Origin of the sequence: Streptomyces sp. XH2 (genome assembly GCF_049725035.1) — a bacterium.
In the GTDB taxonomy this organism is placed as follows: domain Bacteria; phylum Actinomycetota; class Actinomycetes; order Streptomycetales; family Streptomycetaceae; genus Streptomyces; species Streptomyces roseoverticillatus.
Genome location: NZ_JBMMMZ010000003.1, coordinates 1 through 21,526 on the forward strand (window position 1 = coordinate 1; position 21,526 = coordinate 21,526).

21 protein-coding genes are annotated in these 21,526 nt (G+C 73.8%); 8 read left to right on the top strand and 13 right to left on the bottom strand.

The genetic code is table 11. From position 1 onward, the window contains the following. Positions 1-141: 141 nt before the first annotated feature. The 3 genes from ACOTKD_RS06930 to ACOTKD_RS06940 form a co-directional block, all read right to left on the bottom strand. Entirely contained in the window at positions 142-705 is a 564-nt protein-coding gene (locus ACOTKD_RS06930) for a bacterial proteasome activator family protein (protein ID WP_424887995.1), read from the bottom strand. Positions 706-889: 184 nt separating this feature from the next. Continuing rightward, the gene (locus tag ACOTKD_RS06935; protein WP_424887996.1) at positions 890-1,567 is read right to left on the bottom strand and encodes a hypothetical protein; all 678 of its coding nucleotides are present in this window, start codon (positions 1,565-1,567) and stop codon (positions 890-892) included. Positions 1,568-1,698: 131 nt separating this feature from the next. Beyond that, entirely contained in the window at positions 1,699-2,676 is a 978-nt protein-coding gene (locus ACOTKD_RS06940) for an NAD(P)H-quinone oxidoreductase (RefSeq protein ID WP_424887997.1), read from the bottom strand. Between the two features lie 51 nt (positions 2,677-2,727). Between ACOTKD_RS06940 and ACOTKD_RS06945 the strand changes: the two genes are divergently transcribed. Further along, positions 2,728-3,828, top strand: coding sequence for a potassium channel family protein (locus tag ACOTKD_RS06945; protein WP_424887998.1), 1,101 nt, complete (start codon positions 2,728-2,730; stop codon positions 3,826-3,828). 226 nt (positions 3,829-4,054) lie between these two features. On the opposite strand, the gene ACOTKD_RS06950 is transcribed toward ACOTKD_RS06945, so the two are convergent. The 5 genes from ACOTKD_RS06950 to pdhA all read right to left on the bottom strand — a co-directional run bounded on the left by ACOTKD_RS06950 (position 4,055) and on the right by pdhA (position 10,353). Further along, on the bottom strand, positions 4,055-5,440 hold the full coding sequence (locus tag ACOTKD_RS06950; RefSeq protein ID WP_424888386.1) for a molybdopterin molybdotransferase MoeA: 1,386 nt from the start codon (positions 5,438-5,440) through the stop codon (positions 4,055-4,057). A gap of 236 nt (positions 5,441-5,676) precedes the next feature. Then, positions 5,677-6,579, bottom strand: coding sequence for an NTP transferase domain-containing protein (locus tag ACOTKD_RS06955; RefSeq protein WP_424887999.1), 903 nt, complete (start codon positions 6,577-6,579; stop codon positions 5,677-5,679). A 35-nt stretch (positions 6,580-6,614) separates the two neighbouring features. Continuing rightward, positions 6,615-8,183: a dihydrolipoamide acetyltransferase family protein gene (locus tag ACOTKD_RS06960; protein ID WP_424888000.1), complete on the bottom strand. Its 1,569-nt coding sequence runs from the start codon at positions 8,181-8,183 to the stop codon at positions 6,615-6,617. Beyond that, positions 8,183-9,199: an alpha-ketoacid dehydrogenase subunit beta gene (locus ACOTKD_RS06965; protein ID WP_424888001.1), complete on the bottom strand. Its 1,017-nt coding sequence runs from the start codon at positions 9,197-9,199 to the stop codon at positions 8,183-8,185. Before ACOTKD_RS06965 ends, ACOTKD_RS06960 begins: the two co-directional genes overlap by 1 nt. Beyond that, on the bottom strand, positions 9,196-10,353 hold the full coding sequence (gene pdhA / locus ACOTKD_RS06970; protein WP_424888002.1) for a pyruvate dehydrogenase (acetyl-transferring) E1 component subunit alpha: 1,158 nt from the start codon (positions 10,351-10,353) through the stop codon (positions 9,196-9,198). The genes ACOTKD_RS06965 and pdhA overlap by 4 nt, the downstream gene beginning before the upstream one ends. A 183-nt stretch (positions 10,354-10,536) precedes the next feature. Between pdhA and ACOTKD_RS06975 the strand changes: the two genes are divergently transcribed. Further along, the gene (locus ACOTKD_RS06975) at positions 10,537-11,028 is read left to right on the top strand and encodes an Lrp/AsnC family transcriptional regulator (RefSeq protein WP_424888003.1); all 492 of its coding nucleotides are present in this window, start codon (positions 10,537-10,539) and stop codon (positions 11,026-11,028) included. A 15-nt stretch (positions 11,029-11,043) separates the two neighbouring features. On the opposite strand, the gene ACOTKD_RS06980 is transcribed toward ACOTKD_RS06975, so the two are convergent. Further along, on the bottom strand, positions 11,044-11,637 hold the full coding sequence (locus tag ACOTKD_RS06980) for a TetR/AcrR family transcriptional regulator (RefSeq protein ID WP_424888004.1): 594 nt from the start codon (positions 11,635-11,637) through the stop codon (positions 11,044-11,046). A 2-nt stretch (positions 11,638-11,639) separates the two neighbouring features. Further along, a complete protein-coding gene (locus ACOTKD_RS06985) occupies positions 11,640-13,160 on the bottom strand; it encodes a 3-hydroxyacyl-CoA dehydrogenase (RefSeq protein ID WP_424888005.1) in 1,521 nt (506 codons plus the stop codon). Between the two features lie 138 nt (positions 13,161-13,298). Between ACOTKD_RS06985 and paaN the strand changes: the two genes are divergently transcribed. Next, positions 13,299-15,002 (top strand): phenylacetic acid degradation protein PaaN, encoded by a 1,704-nt coding sequence (paaN, locus tag ACOTKD_RS06990; RefSeq protein WP_424888006.1) that lies wholly within the window; start codon positions 13,299-13,301, stop codon positions 15,000-15,002. Here the strand turns inward: paaN and ACOTKD_RS06995 are convergent. The 3 genes from ACOTKD_RS06995 to ACOTKD_RS07005 are packed head-to-tail and all read right to left on the bottom strand — an operon-like array spanning position 14,999 to position 17,662. Next, a complete protein-coding gene (locus tag ACOTKD_RS06995) occupies positions 14,999-15,769 on the bottom strand; it encodes a TrmH family RNA methyltransferase (RefSeq protein ID WP_424888007.1) in 771 nt (256 codons plus the stop codon). The two genes, paaN and ACOTKD_RS06995, sit on opposite strands and share 4 nt — an antisense overlap. Before the next feature lie 4 nt (positions 15,770-15,773). Beyond that, the gene (locus ACOTKD_RS07000) at positions 15,774-16,997 is read right to left on the bottom strand and encodes an HTTM domain-containing protein (RefSeq protein WP_424888008.1); all 1,224 of its coding nucleotides are present in this window, start codon (positions 16,995-16,997) and stop codon (positions 15,774-15,776) included. Next, positions 16,994-17,662 carry a DUF5819 family protein gene (locus ACOTKD_RS07005; protein ID WP_424888009.1) on the bottom strand — a complete coding sequence of 223 codons (669 nt, stop codon included), beginning with the start codon at positions 17,660-17,662 and terminating at the stop codon, positions 16,994-16,996. The genes ACOTKD_RS07000 and ACOTKD_RS07005 overlap by 4 nt, the downstream gene beginning before the upstream one ends. A 185-nt stretch (positions 17,663-17,847) precedes the next feature. On the opposite strand from ACOTKD_RS07005, the gene paaA reads away from it, so the two are divergent. Genes paaA through ACOTKD_RS07030 form a run of 5 tightly spaced genes read left to right on the top strand, consistent with a single transcriptional unit; the run spans position 17,848 to position 21,468 of the window. After that, positions 17,848-18,813 carry a 1,2-phenylacetyl-CoA epoxidase subunit PaaA gene (gene paaA, locus ACOTKD_RS07010; protein ID WP_424888010.1) on the top strand — a complete coding sequence of 322 codons (966 nt, stop codon included), beginning with the start codon at positions 17,848-17,850 and terminating at the stop codon, positions 18,811-18,813. Further along, on the top strand, positions 18,810-19,097 hold the full coding sequence (gene paaB / locus ACOTKD_RS07015; RefSeq protein WP_030366881.1) for a 1,2-phenylacetyl-CoA epoxidase subunit PaaB: 288 nt from the start codon (positions 18,810-18,812) through the stop codon (positions 19,095-19,097). Before paaA ends, paaB begins: the two co-directional genes overlap by 4 nt. Beyond that, entirely contained in the window at positions 19,094-19,834 is a 741-nt protein-coding gene (gene paaC / locus ACOTKD_RS07020; RefSeq protein WP_424888011.1) for a 1,2-phenylacetyl-CoA epoxidase subunit PaaC, read from the top strand. The genes paaB and paaC overlap by 4 nt, the downstream gene beginning before the upstream one ends. Then, complete coding sequence (paaD, locus tag ACOTKD_RS07025) at positions 19,828-20,373, top strand: 1,2-phenylacetyl-CoA epoxidase subunit PaaD (RefSeq protein WP_424888012.1); 546 nt, start codon at positions 19,828-19,830, stop codon at positions 20,371-20,373. Before paaC ends, paaD begins: the two co-directional genes overlap by 7 nt. Beyond that, entirely contained in the window at positions 20,374-21,468 is a 1,095-nt protein-coding gene (locus ACOTKD_RS07030; protein WP_424888013.1) for a 2Fe-2S iron-sulfur cluster-binding protein, read from the top strand. Positions 21,469-21,526 lie beyond the last annotated feature (58 nt).

The following is a 21,526-nucleotide window of genomic DNA, read 5'->3' on the forward strand; positions in this document are numbered from 1 at the left end:
TCGACCCGGCTTCGTAAGGCTGTGGTTGGGCGTGTGGCCGGTACGTCCTGACAGGACGTACCGGCCACACGCACAAGCGGGCTGACGCTCGCTCAGGGCGTTCGCGCTCGGAGTGCTCGGAGTACTCGGAGATCGGAGCGCTCAGAGATACGGGCCGGAGCGCGCGCCGCCGTGCTGGTGACCGTCGACCTCGTCGTCCGCGAGGACACCGGCGGGCAGCGCCCTGCGCATCTGCTCCAGCTGGGCCCGGGCCGCCATCTGCTGGGCGAACAGCGTCGTCTGGATGCCGTGGAACAGGCCCTCCAGCCAGCCGACCAACTGGGCCTGCGCAATGCGCAGTTCCGCCTCGCTGGGCACGCTGTCGTCCATGAAGGGAAGCGACAGGCGCTCCAGCTCCTCGACCAGCTCGGGGGCCAGGCCGTCCTCCAGCTCCTTGACGGAGCTGTGGTGGATCTCCTTGAGCCGGACCCTGCTCGCCTCGTCGAGAGGTGCGGCCCGCACTTCCTCCAGCAGTTGCTTGATCATGCTGCCGATGCGCATGACCTTCGCAGGCTGTTCGACCATTTCCGTCACCGGGACCTCGCGCGACTCGTCGTCGCCCTCCCCGCCGCCGGGGCTGGCGCTGCCGAGAGCCATGCCGTCCGGGCCTACGACCAGGACTTTGGGGCTCTCCTCCTGCGACCGTTCATTCCTCGGCATATCCATGCCGCCATTCTCTCGCACATGTGATTTCCCCCTGTTGATGCCCCCGTACACGCCTGATCCACCGTGCTACGCGCCCTGCCGCGCGCCCCTTTCCCGCTTCGCGCGCCCTGTTTCTCACTCCCTGCGCCATATTGCTCACTTCGCTCTGCGCGGCATTGCTCTCGCTTGCTCTGCGCAGCATTGCTCACTTCGCTCTGCGCAGCCGCAGGGCGAAGAACCCGAGCCCGAGGCCGGTGAGGGCGAGACCGGTGCCCAGGGGCAGGACGCGCAGCACGCGGTCGCCGTAGGCCGCGGTCCTGGCGGCGCGGGCGGGGGCGGAGCGGGTGGACACGGGGTCCGGGGTGACCGGGCCGGCGGGCCCCTGCGGCTGTTCGGGGACACCGCCCGCCTCGTCCACGGCGGCCGGCGGCGCGGTGTCGGGGGCGTCCTCCCCCGGCGCGTCCTCGACCGGGTCAACAGCGTCCTCACCCGTCTCCGTACCGGTGTCGTCGGAGGGGTCCGCGGAAGGCGATCCGGAAGACTCGTCGGAGGGGGGTGAGCCGGATATCGCGGGCGGGCCCGGCCGGGTGGTCCGGCCGGGGTCGCGGCCCGGGTGGAGGCGCCCCTCGCCGGCGGACGTCCCGGCGAGCCTGCCCTCACCGGGGGCCGGCGGGGCCGAGGGGCGGCGGGTGGGGCCGGGCGTCGGGCCGGGCGCGGCGGTGACCGCGCGCGGGGCCGGGCGCCCGCGGGACGGCTCGGGGGGCTCGGTGCCCGGCGCGACGGCGACGACCAGGGCGGTGGCGGCCAGCACCGGCCCGGCTATCAGTCCCGCGCGCAGGCCCGCCCGCAGACTGCCCGGCAGCCTGCCGCCGTCGATGCCCACGTCGCCGCCCTCCGCTCTCCGCCCGAGCCGCTCACGCCCACCCTCACACGGGGTGGGCGGGGCGGCACGGCGGGTGATGCGAGCGGGTGATGCGTCAGCAGTTCCGGTCAGGGCCCGGCTCAGGACCCGGCTCAGGCCGTGAGGAGGATCTTCCCCACGTGCGCGCTCTGCTCCATGACGCGGTGCGCCTCGGCGGCCTCCGACATCGGCATCGTGCGGTCGACGACCGGCCGCACCCGTCCGCCGGCGACGAGCGGCCACACGTGCTCCCGCACCGCCGCGATGATCGCCGCCTTCTCGGCGAGCGGGCGGCCGCGCAGGGAGGTGCCCATCACGGCGGCGCGCTTGGTGAGCAGCGCGCCGAGGTCGAGCTCGGCCTTGCGCCCGCCCTGCAGGCCGATGATGACCAGGCGCCCGTTGACGGCGAGGGCGTCCACGTTCCGGGCGAGGTACTTCGCACCGACGATGTCGAGGACGACATCGGCGCCGACACCGCCGGTGACCTTGTGCAGCTCCTCGACGAAGTCCTGTTCGCGGTAGTCGATGAGGATGTCCGCCCCCAGCGCGCGGCAGGCCTCCAGCTTGTCCGCGCTGCCCGCGGTGACGGCGACGCGCGCGCCGACGGCCTTCGCCAGCTGCACGGCCATGGTGCCGATGCCGCTGCCGCCGCCGTGCACGAGGAACGTCTCGCCGGGCCGCAGGTGGGCGACCATGAACACGTTGGACCAGACGGTCGCGGTCACCTCGGGCAGGCAGGCCGCCGTGACGACGTCCATGCCGTCGGGCACGGGCAGCAGCTGGCCCGCGGGGACGCACACCTTCTGCGCGTAGCCGCCGCCCGCCAGCAGCGCGCACACCTCGTCGCCGACCGCCCAGCCGCTCACCCCGGGGCCGAGCGCCGCGATGCGGCCGGAGCACTCCAGGCCGGGGTAGGGGGACGCGCCGGGCGGCGGGTCGTAGAACCCCTGCCGCTGGACGACGTCGGCGCGGTTGACGGCGCTGGCCACGACCTCGATCAGGACCTCGCCCTCACCGGGCACCGGATCGGGTACCTCGGACCAGACCAGGGCCTCGGGCCCGCCCGGTTCGGTAATGGTGATCGCATGCATGGTCGCGAGGCTACCGCCGGGGCACGGGGAAGATCACGGAATATGGGGGCCATGGTTTCGCGCAAGATGACCCGACTGTCGCTGTTCCGCACCCTGTGGAACCGCACCCGCGGCGAGGCGGAGGAGGACGCCGAGGCGGGCCGCTCGATTGTCATGCCCGCCCGGCGCGTCGCGCCGCCGCTGCGGCAGGTGCTGCAGCGGCTGGTCATGGCGCTGCTGGTGCTGGCCGTCACCACGCTGATCGTCTACGCGGACAGCAGCGGCTACCACGACAACGCCGGCGGCGACGTCGGCTTCCTCGACTCCGCGTACTACGCGACCGTGACGCTGTCGACCACGGGCTACGGAGACATCACGCCCGTCGGCGACGGGGCCCGGCTGACGAATATCTTCGTGATCACGCCGCTGCGCGTGCTGTTCCTGATCATTCTGGTCGGAACGACCCTGGAAGTGTTGACCGAGCGGACGCGCCAGCAGGTGCGCGTCCACCGTTGGAGGTCCCGGATGCGAGAGCACACCGTCGTCGTCGGCTACGGCACGAAGGGCCGGCACGCCGTCGGGACGCTGCTCGGACAGGGCAAGCCCAAGGACAAGATCGTCGTGGTCGACCCGCAGAAGAAGGTGGTCGACGCGGCGGCGGCCGAGGGCCTCGTGGGCGTCCTGGGCGACGCCACGCGCTCCGAAACCCTGCTGCGCGCGGAGCTCGCGCGCGCCTCCCAGATCGTCATCACCACGCAGCGGGACGACACGGCGGCCCTGGTCACCCTGACGGCGCGGCAGCTGAACAAGACCGCCACGATCGTCGTCGCCGTCCGGGAGGACGAGAACGTGCCGCTCCTGCGGCAGAGCGGCGCGAACACGGTCGTGACGAGCTCCAGCTCGGCGGGCCGCCTGCTCGGCATGTCGATGATGAGCCCGAACGTCGGCACGGTGCTGGAGGACCTGCTGACGTACGGGGACGGCCTGGACGTCGCGGAACGCCCGGTGACGAAGCGCGAGGCGGGTCATTCGCCACGGGACTGCGAGGACCTGGTGGTGGCGGTGGTACGGGGCCACCGCCTGCTGCACTTCACGGACCCGGAGGCGGCGACGCTGCAGCTGGCGGACCGAGTGATCACCATCAGGAAGGGGACGGTACCGGAGGGAGCTTGAGGGGGCGGCGCCGATCTGCGGGCCGCAGCACCCTGAAAGGGGCGCGGGCCGGCATCATTCTGCGGCTCCGCCGCGCGGTCGCGCCCTGAAAGGGGCGCGGGGAACTGCGCGACCAGCCACAGCCGGCCCGCAGCCGGCAAAGGCCCGGCCAGGGCTACGGCTACGGCTACGGCTACGGCTACGGCTACGGCTACGGCTACGGCTACGGCTACGGCTACGGCTACGGCTACGGCAACCCCAGCACCGTCACCTCCGCACCCCGCCCCGCCCCACCCCCCGGCACAACGGCCAGGCCGTCCCCCGCAGCCAGCCCCCGCAACATCGCAGGGCCGTGGAACCGCAAGGGGCGAACGCGACCAGCCCCCTCGTACTCGACCGGCACGAGCCGCGTGTCCACCGGATGCCCGGACACCGCCTCCGCAAGCACGGCCCGCACCGCCCGTGCCGCAGCACCGGCCGCTCGCCCGGTGAGCGCCCGCAGCAGCGGCTCGGCAAGCGTCAGCAGCCCGGCCACGGCGGCCAGCGGATTCCCCGGCAGCCCGACGACGTGCCGGCCGGGCCCGAGCCGGGCGAGCAGCATCGGGTGCCCGGGCCGCACCGCGACCCCGTCGACCAGCAGCTCCGCGCCCAGCCCCCGCAGCGTGGGGTGAACGTGGTCCACAGGACCGGAGGCCGTACCCCCGGTGGTGACGACCACGTCCGCCGTGGACGCGGCGAGCGCCTCGCGCAGGGCGCCACCCTCGTCCCCGAGGTACAACGCCTCACCCGGCTCCGCCCCGAGCGCCCGCAGCCACGGACCGAGCATGGGGCCGAGGGCGTCCCGGATCAGCCCGCCCTCCGGCAGCCCCTCGCGGAGCAGCTCGTCGCCGAGGACGAGCACGTCGACGCGGGGGCGCCGCACGACGGCCAGCGCGTCGTAACCGGCGGCGGCGGCGAGCCCGAGCAGGGCAGGAGTGACGAGCGTTCCCACGGGCGCGAGTTCGTCGCCCTGCCGGCACTCGCCGCCCCGCGGCCGGATGTCCTGGCCGTGGCTGACGTGCCGGCTGGCGAGCAACTCGCCCTGCACCGTCACTTCGCCGTGCTCGCTGCGCAGCACGGCGGTCGCTCCGGGCGGGATCGGCGCTCCGGTGGCGATCCGCACGGCGCGCCCGTCGCGCAGCGGCCGCGCGCCGGGGCGGCCCGCGAGGACGTCCTGCGTGCCGGGCGGCGGGAGCTTCCACGGGCCGGGCCCGGAGACGGCCCAGCCGTCCATGGCGGAGGTGTCGAAGGAGGGCAGGTCGGTGAGGGCGACGAGCGGCTCGGCAAGTACTTGTCCGAGGGCGTCGCCGAGGGTCCGGTCCTCCGCCGGAAGGGCGCCGGCGGCGGCTGCGGCGACGGCGCGGGCCGTGGGCCAGGGGGTGACGTGGGGGGCGTGGGAGCTGTGAGTGGCGTGGGGGGCGTCGTCGGCCGTCATGTCGCGGGCCCGCTTCTCGTCCTTGCCGTTCCGGGCGACGTCGATGTCGGTGAACGGAAGGTCATCGTAGGCGGGAGCCGGCGCGGGAGCGGGGACGGAAGGCCCCCGCGTGGCATGCGCGGCCCGTGCGGTGCCCACCGCGCGGCCGCCGTCGACCACGCCGCCCCCGACGGGGATCTCGTCGAACGGGAAGTACGCGAAGGCCGCTTGCCCGCCGTGCGCGGGTCCGGCGTGCGGGGGCTCGGCGCGGCCGGCCCCGGAGCGGCCCGGTGTCTCCGCGCCGTCGTCCGGAAGCCGGTCGCCGGCGCGGGAGCGCGGCCCGCGCCGCTGGTCCGCGAAGAGCGCCAGCGCGTCCTCCGTCGCCCTGTCGAGCGCGGAATCCCCGTCCACTTCCCTCATCGCGGGCCGTCGGCCTTCCCGGCGGCGCCGTCGCCGGGCTTGCCCGCCGCGTGGTCCTCGGCGGCGGCCGCTTCCGCCGCCCACTGCTGGGCCAGGGCGACGGCCTTGCGGGTCGCCTCGGCCACCGCTTCGGGGCCGCCGCCCAGGCGCCCCGCGGCATAGCCGACGAGGAAGGTGGTCAGGGGCGCGGCGGGCCTGGCCACGCCGTGCGCGGCGTCGCGCGCGAGGTCCAGGAGGGCGGTGGTGTCGACGTCGAGGTCGATGCCCAGCTCGGCCTTGGCCGCGGAGATCCATTCATCCAGCACGCTCCCATCGTCCCTGATGCGCGCACGGGCGGTGGCGACGTCCTCCCAGGTGTCACAGTCGAAGGAGGCCGTCGGGTGCGGGAACCGGCCGAGGGTCAGCTCGTCGGTCAGCAGCCGCAGCGGCAGTCCCACGAGGCTGCCGTGCTCGGAGGCGAGCAGCGCCAGCTCGCGGCGCAGCGGCTCGGTGCGGTAGGCCGCGACCAGCGGCTGGTCGCGGCCGTCCAGGTCGGTGAGGAGCACCCCTTCCACGTACGGGCCGCCGGTGGCGGATGCGGCGAGCAGGGCCCGTACGGTCTCGGGGCGCAGGAACGGCAGGTCGGCGGAGAGCACGAGGGTGGTGCCGGCGGCCGTGTGCCGCAGGCCGGCGGCGAGCCCGGCGAGGGGGCCGCCGCCGGGCGGCTCCTCCCGGGCCCACCGCACGGGCCGTGCGGTGGGGCGCCGGGGCCCCACGACGACGGTCTCCTCGGCGTCCGCGCACGCCTCCAGCACCCGGTCCAGCAGTGTGCGCCCGCCCACGCGCAGAGTGGGCTTGTCGGTGCCGCCCAGTCTGCGGGCGGCGCCACCGGCGAGCACTACGGCGTCGTAACCAGTCACCCGACGAGTATGGCCGCTCGCCCCGGGGCGAAGGCTCAGAGGGAGCGCAACAGTACGGCGGGCTGCTCGACGCAGTCGGCCACGTACCGCAGGAAGCCGCCGGCGGTGCCGCCGTCGCAGACCCGGTGGTCGAAGGTGAACGAGAGCTGCACCACGTGCCGCACGGCCAACTCGCCCTCGTGCACCCAGGGCTTGGGGGCTATCCGGCCGACGCCGAGCATGGCCGCCTCGGGGTGGTTGATGATCGGCGTGGAGCCGTCCACGCCGAACACGCCGTAGTTGTTGAGCGTGAACGTGCCCCCCGTGAGCTCGGCGGGGGTCAGCGTGCCCGTGCGCGCGGCCTCGGTCAGCCGGGCTATCTCGGCGGAGAGGCCGGCGGCATTGCGCAGGTGGGCGTCCCGGACGACGGGGACGACCAGCCCCCGCTCCGTCTGCGCGGCGAACCCGAGGTGGACGCCGGGCAGCCGGACGATCTCCCGGGCCTCGGTGTCGACGGTGGAGTTGAGGTCGGGGTAGCGGGTCAGGGCGGCCGTGCAGATGCGTGCGAGCAGGGCCAGGAGGGAGATCTTCGCGCCGCCGGCGGCGTTCATGGCCTTGCGGGCCGCCAGCAGCTCGGTCGCGTCGGCGTCCACCCAGCAGGTGGCGTCGGGAACCTCCCGGCGACTCCGGCTGAGCTTCTCGGCGACGGCACCGCGCAGCCCCCGCAGGGGGATGCGCTCTGCCCCGGCGGGCCCGGCGGCGGGGGCGGGGGCCGGCGCCCTGTCCGCGGCCGCGGCGTCGCGTACGGCACGCTCCACATCGGCGCGCAGAATCAGCCCGTCCCGGCCGGTACCGGTCAACGTCCGCAGGTCGAGTCCGTGTTCACGGGCCAACTTCCGGACGAGTGGAGAGACGACGGGCACGGGCCCGGTGGACACAGGCGCCTGTGGCCGGGCAGCGGAAGCCACGCCGGCCCCGGCCGCACCTTCCGCCGCAGCGACGCCCGGCCCGTACGAGCCTGTCCGGCGGCGCCCGCCCGCCTCAAGGCCGTCCGTGGGCACGGCTCCGGGGGTTCCGCCGGGCGCGGGCTCGGCCCGGGAGGACCCCAGGCCTGCCAGTCCGCCGTCGGCCCCGGCCGCATCGTCCGCCGCGGCGGCGCTCGGCCCGTGCGGACGTGACCGGCGGTGCCCGCCCGCCTCCGGGCCGCCCGGACCCGCCGGGCCACCCGCCGGACCGGCACCGGCGGAGCTGCCGGACGCCCCGGAAGGACCGGCCTTCGGCCGGACACGACGGCGCCGCGCCGCAGGCGCCCCCGTGCCGTAGCCCACGAGCACGTTGCCGGAGGCCTCCGCCTCGGGGGCGGCCCCCGCCTCCGACGGCGCGCCGACGGCGACCGTCAGAAGCGGCGCCCCCACGGGAAGCTCCGTGCCCTCCGCGCCGAAGCGGGCCGTCACCACGCCCCCATAAGGGCAGGGGACTTCGACCATCGCCTTGGCCGTCTCGACCTCCACGACGGGCTGGTCGATCTCCACGACCTCGCCGACCTCCACCAGCCAGCGCACGATCTCCGCCTCGGTGAGGCCCTCGCCGAGATCCGGCAGCCGGAATTCCTTGACCTCGGGCATCAGCTCTCCCCCTCCCACTGCAGCCGTGCGACCGCGTCGAGCACCCGGTCGACACCGGGCAGGTGGTGCCGCTCCAGCATCGGCGGCGGGTACGGAATGTCGAATCCGGCGACGCGCAGCACCGGCGCCTCCAGGTGGTGGAAGCAGCGCTCGGTGATGCGGGCCGCGATCTCCCCGCCGGGACCGCCGAACCCGGTGGACTCGTGGACGATCACGGCGCGCCCGGTGCGCCGGACGGAGGCGCAGACCGTCTCCTCGTCGAAGGGCACGAGCGAGCGCAGGTCGACGACTTCGAGGTCCCACCCCTCGTCGGCGGCCGCTTCGGCCGCTTCCATGCACACCGGCAGGGAGGGCCCGTAGGTGATGAGCGTGGCGGACGTGCCCCGGCGGCGGACGGCGGCGCGGCCTATGCCGGGCACCGCTTCGGGCGTCCCGGGATCCCATTCGGCCTTGGACCAGTAGAGCCGCTTGGGCTCCAGGAAGACGACGGGGTCGTCGGAGGCGATCGCCGCGCGGAGCAGCCCGTAGGCGTCGGCGACGGTGGCGGGCGTGACGACGTGGAGGCCGGGCGTCGCCATGTAGTACGCCTCGGAGGAGTCGCTGTGGTGCTCGACGCCGCCGATGCCGCCGCCGTAGGGCACCCGGATGGTGAGGGGCATGGGCATGGCGCCGCGCGTGCGGTTGCGCATCCGGGCGACGTGGCTGATGAGCTGCTCGAACGAGGGGTAGGCGAAGGCGTCGAACTGCATCTCGACGACGGGCCGCAGCCCGTACATGGCCATGCCGACCGCCGTGCCGAGGATGCCGGCCTCGGCGAGCGGGGTGTCGGTGCAGCGGTCCTCGCCGAACTCCTTCACCAGGCCGTCGGTGACGCGGAAGACGCCGCCCAGCGCACCGACGTCCTCTCCGAGGACGTGGACGGACGGGTCCTCGGCCATGGCGTCGCGCAGGGCCCGGTTGAGGGCGTGGGCCATGGAGGCGGGCCGGGCTCCGGCCCGGACGGCGGCGGTGGTCATCGCTGCGCCCCTTCCCGGGTCGCCGGCTCCGCCTCGGCCGCCGCGTCGAGCTCGGCGCGCAGCATCTCGGCCTGCTCCCGCAGTTGGGCGGTCTGCTGGGCGTACACGTGGGTGAAGAGGTCCATGGGGTCGAGCGGCGGGTCCTGGTTCATGCGGTCGCGCAGGTCGGCGGCCATGCGCTCGGCGGCTTCCCGCTCGGCGGCGACGACGGACGGGTCCAGCAGCTTGCGGTCGGTCAGCTCCTGCTCCAGCAGGACGATGGGGTCGTGGCCGCGCCAGGTGTCGACCTCGGCGTCACTGCGGTAGCGCGTGGCGTCGTCGGCGTTGGTGTGGGCGTCCATGCGGTAGGTGACGGCTTCGACCAGGGTGGGGCCGCCGCCTTCGCGGGCGCGCCGCACGGCGTCGGTGAGCACCTCGTGGACGGCGGCGACGTCGTTGCCGTCGACGAGCCGGCCGGGCATGCCGTAGCCGACGGCCTTGTGGGCCAGCGAGGGGGCCGCGGTCTGCTTGGCGAGCGGCACGGAGATCGCGAAGCCGTTGTTCTGCACGAGGAAGACGACGGGGGCCCGCCACACGGCGGCGAAGTTCAGCGCCTCGTGGAAGTCGCCCTCGCTGGTGCCGCCGTCACCGACCATGGCGAGCGCGACCACGTCGTCGCCCTTGAGGCGGGCCGCGTGCGCGAGACCCACGGCATGCGGCAGTTGGGTGGCCAAGGGGGTGCACAGCGGTGCGATCCTGTGCTCGTGGGGGTCGTATCCGGTGTGCCAGTCGCCGCGCAGGAGCGTGAGCGCCTGGACGGGGTCGAGGCCGCGGGCGACCGCGGCGAGGGTGTCGCGGTAGCTCGGGAAGAGCCAGTCCTGCTCCTGCAGGGCGAGCGCGGCGGCGACCTCGCACGCCTCCTGCCCGGCGGAGGAGGGGTAGACGGCGAGCCGGCCCTGGCGGGTCAGCGCCGTGGCCTGGCCGTTGTACCGCCGGCCGCGGACGAGGTGCCCGTACAGCCGCAGCAGGAGCCCGGCGTCGAGCCCGCCCGCCGCCTCGGTGCCCAGCACGCGATACGGCTCCGCGTCGGGAAGCAGGGGTGCGGGGTCGGTGCGGGGCCGCCAGGCGGGCGGCGGGATGGGCCGGTACGAGCCGGGCTGCTCCAGAACCGTCATGACGAGCACCTCCTTCGTGGGGACGGGCTTGACCGGACGCGCGGCGGGATGCGCCGGACGCCCTCCCTACCGATTGTTCGGTCGTCGGCACATTTTGGCTACAGGCGGCCCGAGCCTGTGGACAAACGGTTCTCCACAGCCTGAGATATGGCCAGGACGTCCAAGAGGGGGAGGCGGGACGCCATGCCGGAGGAACAGATGGCTCTCACCGGGGGCAGGGCACCCGCGCGGCCGCTGGACGACATAGACCGCGCCATCCTGCGCATGCTGCAGACGGACGGGCGCGCGTCGATACGGTCCGTGGCCGAGCGGGTGCACGTCTCGCGCGCCAACGCCTACGCGCGGATCAACCGGCTGATCGACGACGGGGTCATCCGGGGCTTCAGCGCCCGCGTCGACCAGGAGCGGGCCGGGCAGAGCGCGTCGGCGTACATCACGCTGAAGATCGTGCAGAACTCCTGGCGCGCGGTCCGCGACAAGCTCCTGGAGCTGCCGGGGGCCGCGCACATCGCCCTCGTGAGCGGGGACTTCGACGTGCTCCTGCTGGTGCACACCAAGGACAACCGCGCCCTGCGCGAGCTGGTGCTGACCCGCATCCAGGCCATGGACGAGGTGCTCAGCACCCGCACCCTGCTGATCTTCGAGGAGACGGACCTCGACGAGGGAGGCCGCTAGGGGGTTCCGGGGGCTCTAGCGGTCGGTCCGGAGCCCGTCGAACGCCGTGCGCACCACCGCGTCGGCCACTTCTTCGCTGGTCACCGCCCCGCCGTGGTCGGGGCGGTACCACTCCACCACGGAGTTGATCATCCCGAAGAGGAGCCGGGTGGCCAGCCGTGCGTCCACGTCCGCCCGCAGGTCGCCGTCGGCCGCCGCCTGCTTGAGCAGCTCGGCGACGCGGTGGTCGAACTCGCGGCGGCGCTCCATGGCCCAGCGCTCGGTGCTCGTGTTGCCGCGCACGCGCAGCAGCAGCGTCACGTAGGGCAGCTCGGCCATGAGCACCTCGACGGTGCGGCGGGTCACGTACTGCAGCCGGTCGACGGCCGGGCCGCCGGTCGCCCCGGGCTCGTCCAGCACGGCGAAGAGCTCGTCCAGGGCGCGGCTTATCGCGAGCCGGAGCAGCTCTTCCTTGCCCTTCACGTGGTGGTAGATGGAGGACTTGGAGATGCCGGCCGCCTTGGAGAGGTGCTCCATGGACGTGCCGTCGTAGCCCCGCTCGTTGAACACCCCGACGGCGACCGCGAGCAGCGATTCGGGCGTGTAGGTGTCGCGCTTGGCCATGGTCATGATTACAGCAGGCTCTCTTCGACGGCCGCACGGCGGCGGAGGGACAGGGAGGGGTCGTAGCGGCCGCCCGGGTACTCCTGGGCGAGGCCCCGCAGCACGTCGCGCACGTGGGTAAGGCCGATCTCGCGGCCCCACTCCAGCGGGCCGCGCGGGTAGTTCACGCCCAGCCTCATGGCGGTGTCGATGTCCTCGCGGCTCGCCACGCCGCGCCCGGCGGCGTCCTCGGCGAAGTCGACGAGCATGGCGACCGTACGGGCGACGATCAGGCCGGGGACGTCGGCGATGACGCTGACGCTCTTGCCGAGCGCCTGGAACAGGCCCACGGCGGCCCGCACGTCCCGCGCCGAGGCCTTCTCGGAGGGGGCGAGGGCGATCCGGGTGCAGGTGCGGTAGTCGAGGGCCAGGTCGAAGTAGATGTGCGGCCCGCCGTTCCCGGGGGTGGCGGCCTCGCCGCCGGTGAGGGTGAGCGCCGCGCCGTCGGGAAGGGTGATGTGCCAGGCGCCCTCGTGCGGCGCGCGGTCGCGCACGACCTTGATCCCGGCTTCCTCGATCATCTCCCGCAGGGGGGAGCAGACGCGCGGGGGCCCGGCGTGCCAGCCGATCTCCGCGGGCGGCTCGCACGGCGCCGCGGTGGCGGGCTCGGGCCGGTCGGCGCCCTCCTCGTACGGGAACCATCCGCGGCCGGCCTTCCGGCCGAGCAGCCCGGCTTCCACGAGCCGCTGCTGGGCGAGGGAGGGCGTGAACCGGGGGTCGTGGAAGAACGCCTCGTAGACCGAACGGGTGACGGCGTTGTTCACATCCTGGCCGATGAGGTCGGTCAGCTCGAAGGGGCCCATGCGGAAGCCGCCGCACTCGCGCAGCACGGCGTCGATGGTGGCCGGGTCGGCGCCGTTCTCCTCGTGGACGCGGAAGGCCTCCGCGTAGAAGGGCCGGGCCAGCCGGTTGACGATGAAGCCGGGCGTGTCGGCGCAGGCCACCGGGGTCTTGCCCCACGCGGCCACGGTGGCCCGGGCGCGGTCGGCCGCCCCGGGGTCCGTGGCGAACCCCCGGACCACCTCGACCAGCGGCAGCAGCGGGGCGGGGTTGAAGAAGTGCAGGCCGACGAAGCGGCCGGGGATCCGCAGGGCGCCGGCGACGGCGGTCACCGACAGGGACGAGGTGTTGGTGGCCAGCAGGCAGTCGTCGGGGACGACCGGTTCCAGCTCGGCGAACAGCTTCTGTTTGGCGTCCAGTTGCTCGACAATCGCCTCGATGACGAGGGCGGAGTCGGCGAGTTCGGCGAGCCGCGCGGCGGGCTGCAGACGGGCGAGGGCCTCGTCCCGGCCGGCCGCGTCGAGCCTGCCCTTGTCCACCAGGCGGCCGAGCCGGGCGGCGATCGCCTGCGCCGCCTCCTCCGCACGGCCGGGCGCGGCGTCGTACAGCCGCACGGCGTGGCCCGCTGCCAGGGCGACCTGGGCGATGCCCTGGCCCATGGTGCCGGCGCCGACGACGGCGACGGTCCCGGCGGGGTCGATTGGGGTCATGGCAGTGATCCTCCCCGAAGAGTTGTCCACAGGTTCGCCGGGCCCCCTTGTCCCGACCGATCGTTCGGTTACTGTATCCACCGGGGGTGCGTCTGGTCCCCCGTATCGGAGCCCCGCTCGACAAGGAGTTGGTCAGCCGTGACCGCCGGACTCACCACCGCTCAGTTGACCGAGAAGCACCGCCCCACCCTCGATCAGGCCCTGGAAGCCATCCGCACGCGTGCCTACTGGTCCCCGTTCCCCGAGCACCCGAAGGCGTACGGCGCGGAGGGGGCCGTGCCCGGCAGCCTGAGCGCCGCCGAGGGTCAGGCAGCGTTCGAGGCGCTCCGCGGCGAGCGCTTCGAGCTGGACCAGCCGGGCACCGACGGCTGGGCGGGCACCGAGGTGTCGCCGTTCGGCATCGAGCTCGGCATCGAGTATCCGCACCCGGCCGTCGATGAGCTGCTGCCGGCGCTGCGCGCGGCGATGCCGCAGTGGCGCGAGGCGGGCCCGGAGGCGCGGGCAGCGGTCTGCCTGGAGATCCTCGCCCGGATCAACGCCCGCTCGCACGAGTTCGCGCACGCCGTCATGCACACCAGCGGCCAGGCCTTCATGATGGCCTTCCAGGCCGGCGGCCCGCACGCCCAGGACCGGGGCCTGGAAGCCGTCGCCTACGCGTATGCGGAGCAGGTCCGCACCCCGGGCTCGGCCGACTGGTCCAAGCCGCAGGGCAAGCGCGATCCGCTGGAGCTGCGCAAGGAGTTCACGGCCGTGCCGCGGGGCGTCTCCCTGCTCATCGGCTGCAACACCTTCCCCACGTGGAACGGCTTCCCGGGCCTCTTCGCCTCCCTCGCCACGGGCAACGCCGTCCTGGTCAAGCCGCACCCGCGCGCGGTGCTGCCGCTGGCCCTGACCGTGCGGATCGCGCGCGAGGTGCTGCGCGAGGCGGGCTTCTCGCCCGACCTGGTGGCCCTGGCCGCCGAGCGGGACGGCGAGGGCATCGCCAAGACCCTGGCCGTGCGCCCCGAGATCCGCATCATCGACTACACCGGCTCCACCGCCTTCGGCGACTGGCTGGAGGCCAACGCCCGCCAGGCGCAGGTCTTCACGGAGAAGGCCGGCGTCAACACGGTCGTCATCGACTCCACGGACGACTACAAGGGCCTCCTCGGCAACCTGGCCTTCTCGCTCTCCCTCTACAGCGGCCAGATGTGCACCACCCCGCAGAACTTCCTGATCCCCCGCGGCGGCATCACGACCGACGCCGGGCCCAAGTCCTACGACGAGGTGGTGGCGGATCTGGCCACCGCGGTCCAGGGCCTGCTGGGCGACGACGCCCGGGCGAACGGCCTGCTCGGCGCCATCGTCAACGAGCAGGTCAAGGAGCGGATCGATGCCGCGGGCCGGCTCGGCGAAGTCGCCCTCGCCTCCCGCGCGGTGGAGAACCCCGACTTCCCCGGCGCCACCGTGCGCACCCCGGTCATCGTGAAGCTGGACGGCGCCAAGCCCGACGCCGAGGCGGCCTACCTCTCGGAGTGCTTCGGGCCGGTGTCCTTCGCCGTCGCCGTCGACTCCACGGCGGACGCCGTGGAGCTGCTGCGCCGCACGGTGCGCGAGAAGGGCGCGATGACCGTCGGGGCGTACACCACGTCGCCCGAGGTCGAGCGGCTGGTGGAGGAGGCCTGCCTGGAGGAGTGCGCCCAGCTCTCCCTCAACCTGACCGGCGGGGTCTTCGTGAACCAGACGGCCGCGTTCTCCGACTTCCACGGCTCCGGCGGCAACCCCGCCGCGAACGCGGCCCTGTGCGACGGCGCGGGCGTCGCGCGCCGCTTCCGCAGGGTCGAGGTGCGCCGCCCGGCCTAGCCCCGGGCCGGGCCCGGGCCCGGCCCGCCCCAGTGGAACAGCGCCATGGCGACGCTCGTGGCGAGGTTGTAGCTGGAGACCTGGGGGCGCATGGGGAGGGCGACCAGCCGGGTCGCCCTCTCGCGCAGCTCGGGCGAGATGCCGTGGCGCTCGGAGCCGAAGGCGATCAGCGCGTCGTCGGGCAGGGTGAGGGAGCGGATGTCGTCGCCCTCCGGGTCCAGGGCGTAGAGCGGCCCGGGCGGGAGCTCGGGCAGCGGCAGCCGCTCGACGGCGGTGGCGTAGTGCAGGCCCGCCCCGGCCCGTACGGCGTTGGGGTGCCAGGGGTCCATGTCCCCGGTGGTGACGACGCCCGTGGCGCCGAAGCCGGCGGCGAGCCGGATCACGGCGCCCACGTTGCCGAGGTTGCGCGGGTTGTCGAGGACGACGACGGGGGCCTTGCGGGGCGCCCGCGAGAGCGCGTCGAGGTTCGCCCTGCGTCCGGGCCGCACGGCGAGGGCGGCCACGCCCGTGGGGTGGATCCTGGGCACCAGCTCGCGCAGGGCCTTGGCGGGGATCTCGACCAGGCGCTCGGCGAGCGTCCCGGTGAGGTCCTCGGCCAGGGCTTCGGCCAGCGCCAGCGCCGCCTCCTTGTCGCTGGTGACCGCGAGCGGCACGTCGGCGCCGAAGCGCAGCGCGTGCTTCAGGGCGTGGAAGCCGTCGAGCAGTACGGCGTCGGGGGCGCGCTCGCCCCACTGCCGGACTGCGGCAGCGGCTTCGTCCTCGGTCATGACCTCAGCCTACGAGAGTCCTGGCCGCCGCTTCGTCGCCCTCGCGCTGCACCGGGACCTGCTGTGCCCGTGCCGGAAGCAGCCGGTCGCGGGCGCGGCCGGCCGCGGCGCCCAGACGGCGCAGGAAGGAGGTGGGCAGGAAGACCGCGTCGGCGACGATCATCGCCAGGGAGAAGAAGGGCAGGCCGAGCAGGAGGGCGATGCCGAGGTGTTCCAGCATCATCACCGCGAGCAGGACGTTCTTCACCCGCCGGTTCAGCAGGGTGAAGGGGAAGGCGACCTGCACGGCCACGGTGCCGTAGCTGAGCAGCAGGACGAGCAGGCCGCTGCCGGCGAGGGCGTGGGAGAGCTCGGGCCAGGGCGAGAAGTAGTCGAGGTGCAGCGGGTAGTAGAGCGCGGTGCCGTCCTGCCAGCGGGAACCCTGGATCTTGTACCAGCCGGCCGTGGCGTAGATCAGGCAGACCTCAGCCATGATCACCAGCAGGCCGGCGTTGTGCAGCAGGTTGGCCAGGACGTCGAGCACGGCGCGGGGCTCGCCCGAGCCGTACCGCTGCGCGAGCCACCACAGTCCCTGGACCAGCCAGAGGGCCCACAGGGCGGTGGCCCAGCCGACGCCGGGGAGCGGGCCGTGGCCGGTCCACGACATCCGGGTGTCGCCGAGGACCATCACCGCGGCCAGGGCAAGCCCGCAGCAGGCCCACAGCACGATGCCTGTCAGGTCGAGGCCGGCGGGCTGCCCGGCCCGCTTCGCCGCCCGGCGGGCGTCGAGGGACCAGACGCGGCCGCAGCGCGTGAGGATCAGGTAGAGCGCCATCAGGTGGATGACGTTGTCGCCGCCGTCGCCGAGGAAGACGCTGCGGTTCTGCAGCGACAGCACGCCGACCATGGAGAGCACGGTCATGGTCCGGGTGCGCCACCCTAGGGCGAGCAGGGCCGCGGTGACGACGGCGAAGGCGTAGACCGCCTCGAACCACAGGCCGCCGTCGGACCAGAGCAGGGCGGTGAAGGCGTGGTTGTCGGCCGTCAGCCGGCGGGCCATCTCCCAGCTCCACGGCCCGTCGGGGCCGTACATCTCGTGCCGGTTCGGCCACTCGCGCAGCAGGAAGACCAGCCACGTGAAGGAGAGGCCTATCCGGATCACGGCCGTCTGGTGGGCACCGAGCGCGGCGCCGGTGACGCGGTCGATCCCGCGTGCGAGCCGGGCGCCGAGCGGCAGGGACGTGCTCATCGGTTCTTCGCCTCCGTACGGTCGGCGGCGGTGACCGGCCACCAGCCCAGCACCCGGTAGGCGGGCTTGGGCTCGTTCTTCTCGTCGCTCCAGGACGGCGGCGCGACCAGGGTGGTCACGGCGCGCACCTGGACGCGCTGGACGGTGCGGCCGTCCTCCCCGGCGCCGAGCCGGCCGACGACGATGCGCCGGACGTACTGCTCGGAGAGGGCCCCGCGCAGCCCGTTGGGCTGTTCCTTGACGTCGTGGGAGTTGGTGTAGAAGTCCCAGGCGCGGCGCAGCTCGTTCTGCTGCGTGTGGCTGGGGAGGAGGTTGTGGCGGATCTCGGCGCCGTCCCGTGCGGTGAGGTCGGTCCAGCCGGTGACGGTGGTCCGGCCGTCGGGGGCGCGGAGCTCGGCGCGGGCCTGGACGGCGACGTTCTGCTGGAGCGGGTTGGGAGCGAAGAACTTCCAGTTCTGCTCGTACTCCGGATAGATGTAGTCGTCTATCGCCGTGGCGTTCTGCTTGGTGACCGTGTTCGACGGCGCCACGTGCAGGAACACCATCCCCAGGTGGACGGCCGCCGTCACCGCGATCACCGCCGCGCCCCCCGCGACGACGAGGCGCGCGGGCAGGGACAGCCCCTCGAGGCCGCCGGCCCGCTCGTGCCCGTCATCCGACTCCATACCCGCCCCGTTCCTGCGTCCGCCGTCTGCTGTGCACCCGAACGGTACCGAGGTCGCCCCGCGGGGCACAGCGCCCGGGGTTATCCACAGGCTTGACACCCCCCGGCGACCGCACCACCATTGAACCGAACGATCGGTCGGTCGGGCCGGTCGCGCAGCGGGCCGGAGAGGCAGGGGGCAATGCCATGACGACGATGGCGCCGGACGCAGGAGCCCAGGACACCACGGCCCACGAGGCGGTCTTCGACGCCGCCGTGGCCGCGGACGAGCGCATCGAGCCGCGGGACTGGATGCCCGACGCCTACCGCGCCACCCTCGTCCGCCAGATAGCGCAGCACGCCCACTCCGAGATCATCGGCATGCAGCCCGAGGCCAACTGGATCACCCGCGCGCCCTCGCTGCGCCGCAAGGCGATCCTCATGGCCAAGGTGCAGGACGAGGCCGGCCACGGCCTCTACCTCTACAGCGCCGCCGAAACCCTGGGCACCGGGCGCGACGAGCTGCTCGACAAGCTCCACTCGGGCCGCCAGAAGTACTCCTCGATCTTCAACTACCCCACCCTGACCTGGGCTGATGTGGGCGCCATCGGCTGGCTGGTGGACGGCGCCGCGATCACCAACCAGGTCCCGCTGTGCCGCTGCTCCTACGGGCCCTACGCCCGCGCCATGGTCCGCATCTGCAAGGAGGAGTCCTTCCACCAGCGCCAGGGCTACGAGCTGCTGCTGGCCCTCAGCCGCGGCACCGAGGCCCAGCACGCGATGGCGCAGGACGCCGTGGACCGCTGGTGGTGGCCCTCCCTGATGATGTTCGGCCCGCCGGACGCGGAGTCCTCGCACTCGGCCCAGTCGATGGCCTGGAAGATCAAGCGGCACTCCAACGACGAGCTGCGCCAGCGGTTCGTGGACATCTGCGTCCCCCAGGCCGCCTCCCTCGGCCTGACGCTCCCGGATCCCGATCTGCGGTGGAACGAGGAGCGCGGCCACCACGACTTCGGCGCGATCGACTGGACCGAGTTCCAGGAGGTGCTCCGCGGCAACGGCCCCTGCAACGACCAGCGGATCGGTCAGCGCCGGCGCGCCCATGAAGAGGGCGCGTGGGTGCGCGAAGCAGCCGCCGCGTATGCGGCCAAGCACGGAAAGGCGACGGCATGACGAACGCTGACTGGCCGCTGTGGGAGGTCTTCGTGCGCAGCAGGCGCGGGCTCGCCCACACCCATGCGGGCAGCCTCCACGCCCCGGACGCGGAGATGGCCCTGCGCAATGCGCGCGACCTCTACACCCGCCGCTCCGAGGGCGTCTCGATCTGGGTCGTGCCCTCCGCCGCGGTCACCGCCTCCTCGCCCGACGAGAAGGACCCCTTCTTCGAGCCCGCCGCCGACAAGCCCTACCGCCACCCGACCTTCTACGAGATCCCGGAAGGGGTGAAGCACCTGTGACCGCAGCACCTGTGTCCCCCGGGGAGACCTCTCCGGCCACGGCCGCCCTGGCCCTCGGCGACGACGCCCTGGTGCTCTCCCACCGGCTGGGGGAGTGGGCCGGCCACGCACCCGTGCTGGAGGAGGAGGTCGCCCTCGCCAACATCGCCCTCGACCTGCTCGGCCAGGCCCGCACCCTGCTCTCCCTCGTCGGCGACGAGGACGAGCTGGCCTATCTGCGGGAGGAGCGCTCCTTCCGCAACGCCCAGCTCGTCGAGCAGCCCAACGGCGACTTCGCCCGCACGATCGCCCGCCAGCTCTACTTCTCCGTCCACCAGCACCTGCTGTACGGGCAGCTGGCCGCGGGCGACGGCCCGTTCGCACCCCTGGCCGGCAAGGCCGTCAAGGAGGTCGCCTACCACCGCGACCACGCCGAGCACTGGACGCTGCGGCTCGGCGACGGCACGGAGGAGAGCCACGCCCGGATGCAGCGCGCCCTGGACGCCCTCTGGCGCTATACGGGCGAGCTGTTCGAGCCCGTCGAGGGCCTGTCCGTCGACTGGGCGGCCCTGCGCGAGGGCTGGCTCGCCGCGGTGACCGAGGTCGTCGAGCGCGCCACGCTGAAGGTCCCGGACGGCCCGCAGAGCGGCGCGTGGACGGCCGGCGCGGGCCGGCAGGGCATCCACACCGAGCCGTTCGGGCGCATGCTCGCCGAAATGCAGCACCTGCACCGCAGCCACCCGGGGGCGTCATGGTGACCACCTCCGCCCCTCGTGAATCCGCCACCACCGGTGAATCCGCCGCCCGCGGGTCCACCCGCCTCGAAGAGGAGCTCCGCACGCTGGCCGGAGCCGTCCCCGACCCCGAGCTGCCCGTGCTCACCCTGGCCGAGCTGGGCGTGCTGCGCGGCCTGCACGTCACCGGCCCCGGCCGGGTCGAGGTGGAGCTCACCCCCACCTACACGGGCTGCCCCGCGGTCGAGGCGATGTCCGCGGACATCGAGCGCGTGCTGCACGAGCACGGACAGGCCGAGGTGTCCGTCCGCACGGTGCTCTCCCCCGCCTGGTCCACCGACGACATCACGGCCGAAGGCCGGCGCAAGCTGCAGGAGTTCGGCATAGCGCCGCCCCGCCCCACGGGCCCGGCCGGGCCCGTCATGGTCGGCCTGGCCATCCGCTGCCCCCACTGCGGTTCCACCGAGACGACGCTGCTCAGCCGCTTCTCCTCGACCGCCTGCAAGGCCCTGCGCCGCTGCGAGTCCTGCCGCGAACCCTTCGACCACTTCAAGGAGTTGTAGATGGCCGGGGCCCGCCACGGCGCCTTCCACCCTCTGCGGGTGGCGGCAGTCGACCCCCTCACCGACGACTCGGTCGCCGTGACCTTCGCCGTGCCGCCCGAGCTGCGGGAGGCCTACCGCTGGGCTCCGGGCCAGCACATCGCCGTCCGCCGCACCGCCCAGGACGGCACCGAGATCCGCCGTACGTACTCGGTGTGCATCCCCGCGCCCGCCCCGGAGGCGCCCGGGCCCACCGAGCTGAGGGTGGGGGTCCGGCTGGTGGACGGCGGCGAGTTCTCGACGTACGCCCTCAAAGAGCTGGCCGCCGGGGACACGGTGGAGGTGATGGCGCCGGCCGGGCGGTTCGTCCTGGAGCCGCGGGCCGGGCACTTCGCGGCGATCGTGGGCGGCAGCGGCATCACCCCCGTGCTGTCCATCGCCTCGACGCTGCTGGCGCGGGAGCCCGGGGCCCGGTTCTGCCTCATACGCAGCGACCGGACCACGGCCTCCACGATGTTCCTGGAGGAGGTCGCCGACCTCAAGGACCGCTTCCCCGACCGCTTCCAGCTGGTGCAGACCCTCTCCCGCGAGGAGCAGCAGGCCGGGCTGCCGTCCGGGCGGCTGGACGAGGAGCGGCTGACCCGGCTGCTGCCCGCCCTGGTGCCGGTGGAGGAGATCGGCGGCTGGTTCCTGTGCGGGCCCTTCGGGCTGGTGCGGGGGGCGGAGCGGGCACTGCGCGCCCTGGGCATCGGGCGGGAGCGCATCCATCAGGAGATCTTCCATGTGGAGTCCGGGGCAGCCGTGGAATCCGGCCGGGCCGCTCCCGCCGGCTCCCCCGCGCGGAGCACGGTGACCGCCACGCTGGACGGGCGCGGCGGCCGCTGGCCGGTGCGGGAAGGGGAGACGCTGCTGGAAGCGGTCCTGCGGAACCGGCCGGACGCGCCCTACGCCTGCAAGGGCGGCGTGTGCGGGACGTGCCGGGCCTTCCTGGTCAGCGGCGAGGTGCGGATGGACCGGAACTTCGCGCTGGAGCCGGAGGAGATCGAGAGCGGCCATGTCCTGGCGTGCCAGTCGCATCCGCTGACGGAGGAGGTGGAGCTCGACTTCGACCGCTGAGCGTTCCCATTTGCCGCCGCCCGCTCTAGATTGACGGCCCGTCAGATCTAGCGGGCCG